Origin of the sequence: Furfurilactobacillus milii (assembly GCF_021654115.1) — a bacterium.
GTDB classification, from domain to species: domain Bacteria; phylum Bacillota; class Bacilli; order Lactobacillales; family Lactobacillaceae; genus Furfurilactobacillus; species Furfurilactobacillus milii.
The window spans coordinates 26,964-40,547 of sequence record NZ_JAIWJF010000007.1 but is presented as its reverse complement, the minus strand read 5'-3'; the positions used below and the strand labels follow the sequence as shown (position 1 = coordinate 40,547).

The following is a 13,584-nucleotide window of genomic DNA, read 5'->3' as shown; positions in this document are numbered from 1 at the left end:
ATAGTCAATATTTCAGCGTTCGCTGATTTACCCATCAAAAAGGTAAACGAAAGTTAGCCAAAACTTGCTACTATGTCAGCTGAAGGGCGCCAACATTGATACCGAGCCGTGAAGGTAACGTTAATTCGGTGGTTTATCCGAATTTAGGTTACAGACGGTCGTCAAGACTCACGGGCCTCACGAGGCTTGACGGCGAGGTGAAAGACCGTGAACTTCGGGCTTGAACCGGTCCCACGGCGAGCGTGTCAATGTGGGCAACCGGCAGCGGCATTCACAACTATTCTTTCTCTAAGATCAGATTAACCAGATCGTTAACGTCAATATCGCCAATGTTCTGTTTGTAGTTACCATCATTGAGTCCTTCTGTTAGCCCATCCTTGGTGTAAGCAACACCAAGCATTGCCTTATCAACAATTGCTGGATCACCACCATTGATAAAATCACCATAGGTTTTAAAATCGGCAATTTTATTATCTTTAAGCGTAAAGTTAAACGCCACGGTGCCAATCTGAAAATGTTTGGAGCGATACTCATCAAAGCCTGGATTCTCACCATAGTTCCAGGCATCCGTATCGTATTTTCCAGCTAACCGCTTGTCAATAATCTCCCAGTCATGATCATTCAGATGATACGTTTCAATTTTACTTACATCATCCACATGGAATAACCGCTTTAATAATTCTGCACGAAATGTTTCAATATCCAAATTTTGAAACTCTGGATTCAAATAAGGCATTACGTTGGTTACCCGACTATCAACCGATTTAACGCCCTTCGATGCCAACTTGTCAGCTTCGGGTGTCAGTACGTCGCTCGCGGCTGTCAAATCTAAGTTGTACATCAATGTCCCACCGGCAGCGTAGGAATCGCCAACTTTAAACATCGTCATGCCAGAAAACTTTTTCCCATCGATCACCATATCATTACGCCCGCGGAGTTGCGCATTCGTTGCTCCCATATCATGAAGAGCATCCAGAATTGGGTTGGCAAATGCATCAAAATGACCAAACTTACTCGTGTCACCGATAACAATGTTTTCAAAAATAATATTACCAAAATCATGGTACACCGCGCCGCCACCAGAAGTACGGCGCACTAGCTTAATATTTTTCTTTTTCAAATATGGCAGATCAACTTCTGCATAGGCGTTTTGATGAACCCCAACAATAACGGACGGCTGATTTACATACACGATAAGACCGTGTCCTGGCAGACGCAGATCGTTTACTAAATAATTGTCTAACGACTGATTAACAACCGGGTCATACACCGGTTTGCCATTGCGACTAACATCAATTAAAAACATGCTTTATCCTCCCTTGGCTTCACAACGAGACTAAATCGGTTATATTGTAAGCCTTTTCATGTTCGATAAAACAGTTTTATTCTCAACTGAGCGAAATGGGTTTCACATCATCAATATGAGCGAGAGGGCGCCAACATTGATACCGAGCCGTGAAGGTAACGTTAATTCGGTGGTTTATCCGAATTTAGGTTACGGACGGTCGTCAAGACTCGCGGGCCTCACGAGGCTTGACGACGAGGTGAAAGACCGTGAACTTCGGGCTTGAACCGGTCCCACGGCGAGCGTGTCAATGTGGGCAACCGGCAGCGAAAGTGCAATGCCTACAACCCGTCAGTAATATTGTTTGAGGAACGTAATTGCTCAACAAGGTCATCACTGATACGCTCGCTAGTGAACCGTTGCATCGGCGTCCACTGGTGACGTTCTTTGAATGGCACTGGATAAGCTGCAATAACGGCCACCATCAAGTTGTTTTCAGTTAGAAACAGTTGTCCCAAACGATCGAACTTGCCCTTCGTATGTTTGCCAACCCGCCATTCATGTGGTTTGCCATCACCGCTCACAACATATTTACCACTATCATCAGTCGTCATCGGAATGCCGACAAATCGTGTCACTTCGTACTTACCCTTCATTTGTTAAGCCTCCAAATTATCTATTTTGATGTTACCACATCGTTTTCAAAAAAATTTCAATTAATTGGTTCACATTGGTCAAAAAGGACTACCATAGATGGTGATCATAAAAGAAAGGGAGGCTGATTTCAACATGGCACAAGCAGTTGAAATGACAAAGTTACTAGATCAACCAATGAACGAAGTGTTTGACTGGAGCGACAGCACCCTACCGATTCGCGACGCAGTATGGAACCACTACATGGACGAGGACACTCACGACACCAACAAGACGGCCGACGAAGTAGCTCCTTACATGTCCATGAAGGACGACGAACTTAAGGCAGCGGTTGAAAAGTTGTTAAAGAAGTAGTCGCGAACGACAATTAAACATTCCATTAATAAATACCAGTCAGACGAATTTATCGTTCATCTGACTGGTATTTTGTTTGTCTATCTAATGCTTCTTGTGTTTGTGAATGGTGGCAGGGTCTGGCACAGTGGCCACGTCAGTATCAGTAATGCCGTATCGATGCCGCATCAAACGTTCAATGTGTTCACTCAAACCATAGCTGTCCATAATATTCATCTCTGCATCTACATAGATCATGACGTCTAATGTCACAAGGTTACCGTTATAGTGAGCTTTTAATTCACCCACGCCACGCACACCGTCCACATCTTCAATCGCATCACGATATGTGGCTTCCATTCGTGGGTCGAAGTAATCCGCCAGGTTAAGACTACTATCTAAAAAAATCTTCAACCCGGCAACTAGAATAAACAGACCAACCACAATACTAGCCGCACCATCCAGCCATGATAGATTAAACAACAGTGCCCCAGCAATTGATACAAATGTCCCAATGCTGGTAAACGCATCACTTAGACTATCTTGCGCAGAAGCTGTTAATGCAGCGTTCTTTAACTTTCTGCCGGCCTGCCGGTTCAGATACCACACAATCAGCATGATGACACTGGCAATCGCTGCCCCAATCAGTGCCACCGGTTGTGGAACGACCCGCGTATCTGGATTAATTAGTCCACGAATGCCGCTGTAGATAACCTGCAGAGAAATCCCAATCATAATGATACCGGTAACTAGTGTAAAAATCGTTTCAGCCCGAAACCGGGTGAATCTAACCCGCTGCATCGTTCCCATCGTTTGTCTCTGATTGGTCATACTAATGCCGCGGTCAAAGGCATCATCGTCTGTATCCCGAGCAATATGTATGCCAAGCATCAACAGCAGACTCGACACAATTCCTGACAAATTGTTAAATGCATCAGCTCGTAATGTTTGTGATTGGCTCATTTCCGCCAATGCGTACTCAATAACTGAAATTGATAAATAAGCTACCAAATTCAGGCTCAAATGTCGCATTGCCCCGCCAAGTTTGCTAATTTCAGCGGCTTGCGTTTGTAGCCAATTATTTTGTTCTCGTTCTAAATGTCGTCCAATATGATTCTTGATGATTGTCGCACTCCATTTTTGTTTCCGCCATCAAGCTTAGTGACTTTAAAGCTATGACACAAGTAAAGTGAGTTGGTACCCAATTCAAATAATCTGCCAATTAAGATTGCCACTTTCGTGCACAAAATTATGCAAACTTTCAGTGAAACGACTACAATAATAATTGTAATTGAGATTTGTGTTATGAATTTTCATAACCGCTGAAAGAGGTGAACATACATGGCAGAAGAATTCCCAGAAGGCCAAGAAGCCAAAGAAGAACGTCGTACCATCAATGTTGATGGTGTTGAAGTCACCCTGTTCGTTCGTGACGATAAGTTCAGCAAGTAATGTTTGTTTACACTAAACAAGTAATGTTTGTTTACACTAAATAAGTCCACCGAATGCCGTTTTCAAACGACGCCGGTGGACTTATTTTTCTACTTTTATTTTGAAGATTAACGCGCGTTCCGCCAGGCAGAGGCTCCGTTTCATGGGACCGGTCTCGGCCCGCGATACTAAGTGACTAAAACCTTGTCACCAAGTATTGCTCTCACGAAACTGCACCTCTGCCTGACTACACTAACATTAGCTGTTGATATAGTTTGCACACATCATCCAAAATGGTGTCGCTTAATTAGTCATTTAATTTTGCCTGAACACTAACACTTTCAAGTGTCCGCTCTACTTTAAAGTGGAGACCCGTATAAAAGTCTCCGGCAGCCTGCTTCCTGAGCGGCCAATTTAAGTGAACTTTCTTTTGGTCGAGATTTTGAAGGCACATCGTTTTGATTAATGAACGAGCAATTCCCTGATGACGATAGTGGTTATCCACAATAATATAGTTAAGGAATAGATCTTCACCATCACGCGCATACAGGTTAAATCCAACAATTTGTTGATTAGAAAAACAACAAATCATCGTCGATTGATCATAGTCAGCCAAAATTGTGTCAAACGCAGCTGAGCCACCAGGAAAATTGTCATTGAATAGTTTGAGACAGCCAGACTTCACTGTATCTGTTAATACTGCGTCATGGCTAAGCTGATACGTTTGCATTTCAACGTGACAAGTGGCGCCTGTAGCAAATTGACTAAGTCGAGTAACGTCCGCAATCAAGCGTCTGTGACCAGTAGTTTTAAGTGAACGATTTTTTCGACTGAGCTTTGCAAAGTAATGAGTCAAATTCGTACCGAAAAAATGAATTTCTGACGATTCTCTTTCATACAAGTAGCACACTAGCATCTGTCGACTTTTAAAGTCATTTCCAAACGGGCCCCATGTCTCGGCAATCCAGCGGCTATTTTCCTGATATCGTTCAACTAGCAAAATCCCAGTTAACTTGTCTTCGTCGATGTTACAAAGAAAGTAGTGATCATCCATTTCAGAAATATCCTGAATCATTTCATCGACATTATCTGACACAAAACCACAAAAAGTGGGCTCGTGATTATGGTCAATTAAATAAGTCATCCATGTATTTGGCACCGTTTCAAATCGTTTGATCACCATAAGAACTCCATTAAGATTTATTTGCCATTTGGCTGTCTGTCAACGGCCAGTATCAGCAGCCCCGCGCCAACAACATCAGCGGCACATAGCCACAGGAACATGGCAGGATATGACGTGGCTTCAATGATTAAACTGCCTAATAGTGGTCCGACTGCCCGACCAAAACCGCCTGCCAGACTGCTGATGGACTGAATGGTCCCCCGGTTGTCTGGCGTCGCAAATTCATTCAGCCAAGCCGGAATCGTTGGCATTACGATCATTTCGCCAAACGTCAGTAGTAACATCCCCATCACAAAATTAATATAATGTGGCTGGTGAATAATCATTAAAAAGGAACAGGCAAATACTACCGTACCGAAAATGACTTGATATTTCTTGCGTGGAAAGATGCGCGGTAGGATTCGATTCCCAAATGGCTGAATCAGTACAAGAACAACAGCATTCAGCGTGAATAAAGCACTATACTCAGCCACACTAGCGCCATGACTAGTCATATATGTGGATAAATTAGTGTTCCACTGGGAATACCCAATCCAAATCACAAAGAAAGCGAACGCAATCAAAACAATTGAACGAAGCGCACCATGGATTGGTTTGGAAACAACATTATTCGTCGATCCTTTAACCGCCTGAGCGTTCCCGTCCTCCAGTTTGAAAATGTCAATGAGGACAGCTAGACCAAACAAGATGCCTGGAACCAGAAATGTTAGGTGAATGCTGATGGCAAACAGTACGCCGGCGCTCAGGGACCCGACCGCCATCCCCACGTTTGCCGCGAGAAACGAATAGTTAAACATCAAAGGTTCATCAGCTTGCAGGATTGCGACAAGCCCGTTAAAGGATGCAAACGCCGTTCCGATGCCTAGCCCATAAAAGACCAAAACAATCGGATACAACGGCCAAGTTGGTGACAGTGCAATAATTAATAACGATATTGACGCGACCGTTTGACCAACAATAACTGGACCTTTATGGCTCCATCGATCAAACAACCGCCCACCAATCACGTTGCCGACCATCGACGCACCAGAGAAAAATAATAACGTCGTGCCCGCCACCGACAGCGGCTTTCCCAGAACTGTATGAATATAGATTGTGGTAATTGGCATCACTAGTCCGATTCCCATGTTGATTAACATGCTGATGAGTAACACCCATTTGTGCTTTAACACATGACAAAACATCCTTCCACAAGAACAGCGCCTGTCAAACGCCTTCCATGAATCCGGTTAAACCGGTTGCTACCTATTATGGCAAAACAATAAACATTTACAATGACTAATTCTCATATTGTTGGTATACCAATGTTTTGAAATGACTCTCAAAACAATTTAAAAGAATTTCTTAAGTTGGCGAGTTTTTCTTTTGTAAGCGGTTACGTTTCGTGTTACTATACTTGTGAGGAAAGGAATTACCTCCTCAGTCGACGCCTTCTCATAGAAACTGTGCCGGGCTGGTTCTTGGAACCACGGTTGACAGTTTGATTGCTACCCCGGCATTTTCAGCCGGTAGTCCGCAGGCCACGTAAAGTTGTGATGTTGAAAGACATCTATCGCGCATTGATGACGCAATTAGCCATCCGCGCCAAAAGTCGGTGACTAGTAGGTTATGGTAGCTACCTGAATTAAAGTTCCAACAAGTTCTGTTTCATCTGTTTCAAAAGTTCTATACCAAAGTTTCAAGTTGAGCATGTGATGTTGGTTGTTTTTCAACTCTCTAAGCAGGCGATACCAATGACCAAGTTTGTATAAAAGAAACCCGATGCTTTGAGTTTCTGCGTTTCCCGTACCAAAACCGTAAAGGATTCACTTGGGAGGTGTATGGCCGATACAGAGTCATATGTGTTCCACGCGTAATACCGATACCGCCGTTTGCCTGTCGATCAAATGGTGATGAGCGGCCAGTGGTAATGTTGATTACTACTCCGCCCACATTAGCAGACAGTTTACAAGTGGGCAGGTAGGTCAGGACACGGCGTTACGTAAATTAAATATTGAGGTGTTAGCTCATTCCGAATTGTAAAACGAATGTCACGCCGATTGAGGATCTTTCCTTGATGTAACAGGTTCCGGGTAGAGAAGGCTCGGAGCCTTTTTTTGTGAAAAAAATAGTGATATCACACGTTTGAGCTTTCCCAGATAACACTAAGACGATGTTCATGGGAAAAGTCCATAAACATCGTCTTTATGATAAATAAGCGAAAAGCACTGTTAGGTCTCGTGTTTGCGGCAATCTTTCATCCGCATAAACTTTTTCGATTGAAGAAAAATTGCTTGTTATCGTTTCACTAAGGTTCAGTTTGATGTGTTATGTCCCAGTTTCAGGCCACAAATATTTCCGTATCTAGACATAAGGGTCATCGTAGCAACAAGCCAAACAGCATGGTTTTACTGGGTCTCAGTCTTTGAGGTATCGCTCGGAACTTTGATGGTCGTAATAAATTGCTGATCATCAATAACTTGTTCAACCTCAATCCCCTGTTTGGCTAACCGACGAATATTATTCATCCCAATTCCCATGTGTCCTTCTTTTGTCGTCACTCCGATTTTAGACGCGTGGCTGATGTCCAATTTTTGGTCACTAGGAATCGTATTACGAACCTCAAACAAATTGACTTGTTCACTTGGCACTGCACTAAGTCGAACAACTTGATCACTTTCCTTAGCAGCATCAATTGCGTTATCAATGACATTGCCGAATATTCTGACTAGGTCAACAGACTGCTCTTCACGCAGTTTAATTTCTTGATTAATCAAGACCGAAAATTTGATTTTGTTCTTTTCAGCAAGTAACAGTTTCGAATAAATCAAACCTTTAATGTAGCCGCTGTTCAGATAACGTAATCTTTCAATGTCTCCCGTTCCCATGTTAGCAAAGCGGTTATTGCTATCCTTCGTGACCTGCGCAAAATACTTTTGAAGTTCGACATCATTAGAACGCTTTACAAAATAGCTAAGGCCTAGCAAAACATTCTGGTAATCATGAGAAAAGCGATGCATTTCTTCGTTCATGCGACTGACCGAAGCATCATATCCCCGTAAATTTTCAATCAGTTGATCGTTAGTCAGCTGCTCAAAACGAGATAAAACAAGATAATAATAGAACGTTCCTAAAACTATGCCGAGCAAAAACGTGAATTGTGTTTGTAACTGTAATTTTTCCTGCATAACGATCTGCAGGGAAATAAAATAAAATATAAAGTAAATTGAGACGAGCGTGTAGTCAAAACCATCAACTCTGATTTTACGCAGACGGCTCACAAATTCGAATCGCTCGTCAGCATCGCTAGCAAAAAACGCTAATGGAATAAATATTGCAAAGGCAAATATCATCGCAATCATTTGGTTTAATTCAGCGTTCAACGTAACATATTGGCTTGTGATTGAATGCGTGTAGATTGTTAATCCAGGAGTTAAGACTAATTCCACCAATAATCCAATAACACCACCCACAAATCTACCTAGGGCGTTAAAAATAATTAGAATTGGAACAACGTTAACTAATTTAAGCTTAGAAACCCACCTTAGCATTAGACTGTTGAGAATGAAAAATGGCAGCATCCCTTCATATACGTTTGGTAAATTCGGCCAAGTTGCTGCAATTCCCATGGATATGAATTCTGTTAAAAATGTCAAAATAAACCATAGCCATGCCTGTCTCTTCGAGATTTGTTTGCGAAATAAAATACAGAAAAAAACAACAGTAATCATGGCGCTTTGGTTGGCAATTAGTCCTACTATGGTCAGTAACATGGATTCTCTCCCTCTCCCTCGATCATAAATAAATAATATAACTAAATTGACTATTAGTAATGAAAATAATCGATTATTTGTACAAAAACTTTTTCAATCAATGCAATAAGTCTTTGTCTGTACACAACGCTGAGTTTAAATTTACCTACCCTTCATAGGAGGTGCCTTTATGCCATTTCAAATTAGTCCAAACACAAATATTAGTCATGTAACTCTTCGCGTTCATGACCTTTCAAAAATGACGACGTTTTATACAGAGATCGTTGGTCTAGAGTTACAACAAGAAACATCGAAAACAGCAATTCTGACCATTCCGGGAGATGATCGACCGCAGTTGACACTCAAACAGGGATACGATACTACCCGCAATCTGCACACTACCGGCTTATATCATACCGCTTGGGTTCAGCCAACACGGCAAGATTTAGCAAACACATTACAACACTACCAGCAACATCACATTCCTGTATTCTTGGCAGCTGATCATCGTTTCAGTCAATCCTTGTATGTTTGGGATCCGGAGATGAACGCTGTCGAAGTTTACTATGACTTGCCCCGTAATGAATGGCTCATTCTTCCAAATGGTCGTATGCCTCAACGTACTATTCCCTTAGACAAAGATTCATTGCTGCATGAAGCCAACAACCAGTGGCACGGCCTAGCAATCGGAACTCGACTCGGACACATTCATTTGCGTGTGAGTCTGTTAAAGCCCAGCACCGACTTTTATCAACATGTACTTGGCTTCGATTTAAAGGATTGGGAAGTGCCACAAGCCTCATTTTTAGCTGCAGACGGTTATCACCATCATATTGCCTTAAATGATTGGCATGGCCCATACCCACAAATGGCCGCTAACCAAACTGGCTTACTAGATTTTAATATCGATGTAGGAAGTGCGTCCGCATGGTCAGCATTACGAAAGCATTTAACAGCTGAACAGTGGCCCTTTGACGAAATGAATCACCAGTTACAACTGCATGACCCAGACCACAATTTATTGTATCTTGTCTATCATCAAGACGAATGATACTAAAAAGACTTCCATCCATTCATCATACATTGTGTAATCTTGAACGGATGGAAGTCTTTATTTTTGAATTTGGAATTAACAATCGTTAATGTGCGTTGTCGTTCAGTACCAACTAGGTTTGGCACCATCCGTATCGGGTTTATTAACTCCTAGCGAAGTGCGAATATGCTTAGTTGGATCCTGAATCAAACTGGTAACTACAGCTGCAATGCTCTTACGAGAAACTTCTGTCCCCTTAAACGCATCGCCTTTGTTTGTCAGTTCGTAATTCACTTCATCTTGATTTTGTAACCACGCGGGTCGAATAATTGTGTAATCCAAGTCGGAACCCTCAATTACTTTTGCTGCTGCCGCATACGTTGGTAAATAGCCATCATCCAACATCTGGTGATTCCATTTGCCAAACGCACCAGGAACTTCATCATAAATACCTAACGTTGAGATCCAAACTAGCCGATTAACTTTCGCTTCATCCATCGACTTAACGACCTGTTGTGCTTGAGTCTCAATATTTGATCCCGCTAAATTAGCATAAACGACATCCTGCCCTCTCATTGCTCGAGCAAGGTCATCCACATTAGCTGCATCCCCAGTAACCACCGTTTCACGCTGTTCATCGCTAACTGTAACCTTTTCAGGATGGCGCAGAAACAGTGTTAAAGTCGCATCTGTTTCTTTTAATAACATGCTTTCAGTCAACTTTGCAATCTTTCCACCAGCACCTAAAATTAACACGTGTTGCATAATGAACCTCCTAAATGGTCATGTGATTTTTTGATTTCAATTGTAATTATAATCATTACAGTTATAAATTCAACCAAAGTCACTTCAAAGCCTTATAAAAAATGCTTCATCCTCAACCAAGCCGTTGAGTGTGAAGCACTTCATAGTTTCGTTATTAGATTAACGTTTTTAACATCTTTAAATCATCCTCGACAAGCGGTCGTTTGCTAGGAAAACGACGCACATAAGATGGATGGAATAATGGAAATAATGAGTATACTCGTGAACCAGGTTTGAACTGATCCGTGGCCGAATGAAATCTCAAAATCGGCATTTTCATTAACTCACCGTGAACCTGGGTAATCTTCATCTTATTGCCTAGTAACCGTTGCAAACCAGTATTTCCAAGTGGAACCAGTAAAGTTCCCTCCGGCAACGCTGCTAATTCATGATCTAATAACGGCGCAAATGCCTTTAATTCAACCTGCGTTGGGCGGCGATCCCGCTTACGACCCTTGGATTCCGTAAATGGCCTTGCCCGGATCGCCCCAGTCATATAAATTTCATCTCGGCTAATGCCTAACGATGCTAACCACTGGTTCAATTCTGTACCGGCTGGCCCCTGAAACCCATGACTAAGTTCTGCTTCTTTAGCGCCAGGCGCTTCACTAACCAGCACTAGCTTTGGCGTTAGTGACCCTTCACCTGGCACGAAGCCCTCCAAATTATCATTAGCATCGATTAATTCATGCGCACGCTGAATGAGTGCTGGGGTTAAAAACGTCGCCATACTAAGACTCCTTTGTTTGTGGTAATGTCGTCTGTTTCCAAAATGCGTCAATACAGGCTGAAAGGGCCTGTACATTATTGACGCCTCGCCAAAAGCGCCAATGCGGCGGAAATAAGTTTGAATAACGTGACTGACTAAAACGCTGATCCATCAAGAGGACAATGCCCTGATCGTGACTACTGCGAATTAATCGACCGGCCGCCTGCAGCACATTATTCAAACCCGGCAGCTGGTACGCGTATTCGAAACCGTGACCATTTGTTCCATCAAAATAATCACGAATAAGATCGGTTTCTACATTCAAACCAGGCAGACCAACACTCACGATGCCCACGCCAATCAGTCGGTCTGCTGGCAAGTCAATTCCTTCAGAAAAAATGCCGCCGAGCACGGCAAAACCAACTAATGACTGAGCGGCGTCTGGCTGAAACTTTGCCAAAAAGGCATCCCGATCCTGACTTTGCATCGCCGGTTCCTGCTGGATGACCCGCTCATCTGGGTAAGCCTGCCGATACGCTTCAACAACAGTCGTCAAATAACCGTGTGATGGAAAGAAAATCAGATAGTTGCCAATCTTGCCGGCTACTAATGTATGAATACTCGTCAGAATCTTCGTCAAGTTAGCATCCCGCTGACGATATGTCGTTTGAATATAATTTGCTACCAGGATTGCTTGGTGCCGCGGTTCAAACGGCGACGGCAACTGATACGTGATGCCATCGTCGTCAACACCTAAGACCTGCTGATAATAACTAAGCGGCGTCACGGTTGCTGAGAATAAGACAGCTCCCCGGCCTAGATGCATTGATTGATTAAGAAATGTGCTTGGATCCAGACAAACTAATCTCACACAGAGCCCACGGTTCGTTTGAAATAATCGCGTTCGGTACTCTTCACCATAATTATCGCTTAACCGAACATAATCTAGACAGGCAAAATACGCATCTAGTACTTTCTGCAGCTCCTCACCATCTTCCTGTTTTGGCAGCCAGTCAGAAATAAAATCATTAAAATGTTGTAGTTCCTCGACAAATGAGGTGAGCGGCGGCTGAATAGTGAGGTCATCTGATTGTTCATCATCCAGCAACGATGACAACGCCTTAAAGGTTTTAATCAATGTATTAACGTGGCGGTGAAAACCTTTGTCCCCTTTAAACAATGGCTTGAGATCCTTGATTTCTTGCTCATCAACACTAGTCGAATACATCTCTCGCGCCCGACTCAGCAAATTATGAACTTCATCAATGAGGAAGAAGTTATCCTCATCAGGTTCACTAAAAAATCGTTGTAAGTATACTAACGGATCAAAAAGGTAATTGTAATCGCAAACAATAACATCACAAAACAAGCTTACGTCCAGTGAAAACTCAAACGGATCTAGCGTATGTTTGTGAGCGTACGTTTCAATAACCGCACGGGTAATTTGCTGTTCATGCGTCAAAATGTCCATGAGAGCGGGTTTCAAGCGATCGTAGTAGCCCAACATAAATGGATTGTCCGCCGGGGCAACGTCAGCTTCCTCTGGAAACGTAATTGTCTCCTTGGCAGTTAGCGTAATACTTTTCAACAAGAGGCCTTGCGTCGCCATTAAGGATAAGGCATCCTCTGCCACGCGCCGAGTGCTTTGCTTGGCAGTTAGGTAAAATGTCCGTTGAATGAGCCCTTCCCCCATTGCTTTTATGGTCGGAAACAGCGTCGATATCGTTTTACCTGTGCCCGTGGGTGCCTCGACCAACATCTGCTTTTTAAGCATAATGGATTTATAAGTCGCTACGGCCAGCTCATGTTGACCTGTGCGATAAGCCGGATACGGAAACTTTAAGGCCGCAATCGTTTGATCACGCTGAGTACGCATGTCGGCCCGCAAAATCAGCCAAGATTCGTACTCATCAATAAGGGATTGAAAGAATTTTTGAGACTCTTCAAACGACCAATCTTGTTCTTGAGTCGTCACCTTATCTTCGTTTGTCTGATAATACGTCAGTTGCAATGTCACATGGTCACGGTGCTGATCCTTCATCAGCAGATAACCATAGACCTTGACCTGCCCCCAGTAGAGCGTCAGTGTGCTTTCTGGCACATCTTCAAACACTAAATCAGATGTTTTGATTTCCTCAATGTGTGCCTGATCATCCACCTCGAAAACACCATCGGCACGCCCATGAATGCTATAACTTTGATCATTCATTGTCACGGTAGTCTTCAGACCAACTTCTTTTTGGTAATCGGGATGATCTTTAAGTCGCTGTTTTTGCAGTCGTCGATGAATGTTGGCGCCAGCGAGTGCCGTATTGGTGCTGGCATCCGTCTGTGGATTGAGATCACCACTGCGAAGCACAAACTCCACCAATTCACGAATACCTAATTTAATCGTCGCCACGTCACTCACCTCGCCCCTGT

11 protein-coding genes are annotated in these 13,584 nt (G+C 43.1%); 2 read left to right on the top strand and 9 right to left on the bottom strand.

Features of this window, described 5'->3' with window-relative positions:
- Nucleotides 1–277 precede the first annotated feature (277 nt).
- Both lplA and LDK34_RS09225 read right to left on the bottom strand, forming a co-directional pair.
- Nucleotides 278–1,306: a lipoate--protein ligase gene (gene lplA / locus LDK34_RS09230; protein ID WP_236941769.1), complete on the bottom strand. Its 1,029-nt coding sequence runs from the start codon at nt 1,304–1,306 to the stop codon at nt 278–280.
- A gap of 320 nt (nt 1,307–1,626) precedes the next feature.
- Entirely contained in the window at nt 1,627–1,941 is a 315-nt protein-coding gene (locus tag LDK34_RS09225; RefSeq protein ID WP_236941768.1) for a DUF7671 family protein, read from the bottom strand.
- A gap of 133 nt (nt 1,942–2,074) precedes the next feature.
- Between LDK34_RS09225 and LDK34_RS09220 the strand changes: the two genes are divergently transcribed.
- Nucleotides 2,075–2,293 (top strand): P8 family protein, encoded by a 219-nt coding sequence (locus tag LDK34_RS09220; RefSeq protein WP_161003424.1) that lies wholly within the window; start codon nt 2,075–2,077, stop codon nt 2,291–2,293.
- A gap of 84 nt (nt 2,294–2,377) precedes the next feature.
- On the opposite strand, the gene LDK34_RS09215 is transcribed toward LDK34_RS09220, so the two are convergent.
- From LDK34_RS09215 to LDK34_RS09200, 4 genes are all read right to left on the bottom strand, one after another.
- On the bottom strand, nt 2,378–3,304 hold the full coding sequence (locus tag LDK34_RS09215; protein ID WP_236941767.1) for a cation diffusion facilitator family transporter: 927 nt from the start codon (nt 3,302–3,304) through the stop codon (nt 2,378–2,380).
- Between the two features lie 706 nt (nt 3,305–4,010).
- Nucleotides 4,011–4,886 (bottom strand): GNAT family N-acetyltransferase, encoded by an 876-nt coding sequence (locus tag LDK34_RS09210; RefSeq protein WP_236941766.1) that lies wholly within the window; start codon nt 4,884–4,886, stop codon nt 4,011–4,013.
- 17 nt (nt 4,887–4,903) lie between these two features.
- Entirely contained in the window at nt 4,904–6,058 is a 1,155-nt protein-coding gene (locus tag LDK34_RS09205; protein ID WP_236941765.1) for an MFS transporter, read from the bottom strand.
- 1,215 nt (nt 6,059–7,273) lie between these two features.
- On the bottom strand, nt 7,274–8,638 hold the full coding sequence (locus LDK34_RS09200) for a sensor histidine kinase (RefSeq protein ID WP_236941764.1): 1,365 nt from the start codon (nt 8,636–8,638) through the stop codon (nt 7,274–7,276).
- A gap of 169 nt (nt 8,639–8,807) precedes the next feature.
- Between LDK34_RS09200 and LDK34_RS09195 the strand changes: the two genes are divergently transcribed.
- Nucleotides 8,808–9,668, top strand: coding sequence for a VOC family protein (locus LDK34_RS09195; RefSeq protein WP_236941763.1), 861 nt, complete (start codon nt 8,808–8,810; stop codon nt 9,666–9,668).
- Nucleotides 9,669–9,773: 105 nt separating this feature from the next.
- On the opposite strand, the gene LDK34_RS09190 is transcribed toward LDK34_RS09195, so the two are convergent.
- From LDK34_RS09190 to LDK34_RS09180, 3 genes are all read right to left on the bottom strand, one after another.
- A complete protein-coding gene (locus LDK34_RS09190) occupies nt 9,774–10,415 on the bottom strand; it encodes an SDR family oxidoreductase (protein ID WP_236941762.1) in 642 nt (213 codons plus the stop codon).
- 154 nt (nt 10,416–10,569) lie between these two features.
- Entirely contained in the window at nt 10,570–11,184 is a 615-nt protein-coding gene (locus LDK34_RS09185) for a uracil-DNA glycosylase (RefSeq protein ID WP_236941761.1), read from the bottom strand.
- 1 nt (nt 11,185) lies between these two features.
- Nucleotides 11,186–13,564: an ATP-dependent DNA helicase gene (locus tag LDK34_RS09180; protein WP_236941760.1), complete on the bottom strand. Its 2,379-nt coding sequence runs from the start codon at nt 13,562–13,564 to the stop codon at nt 11,186–11,188.
- Nucleotides 13,565–13,584: the final 20 nt, after the last annotated feature.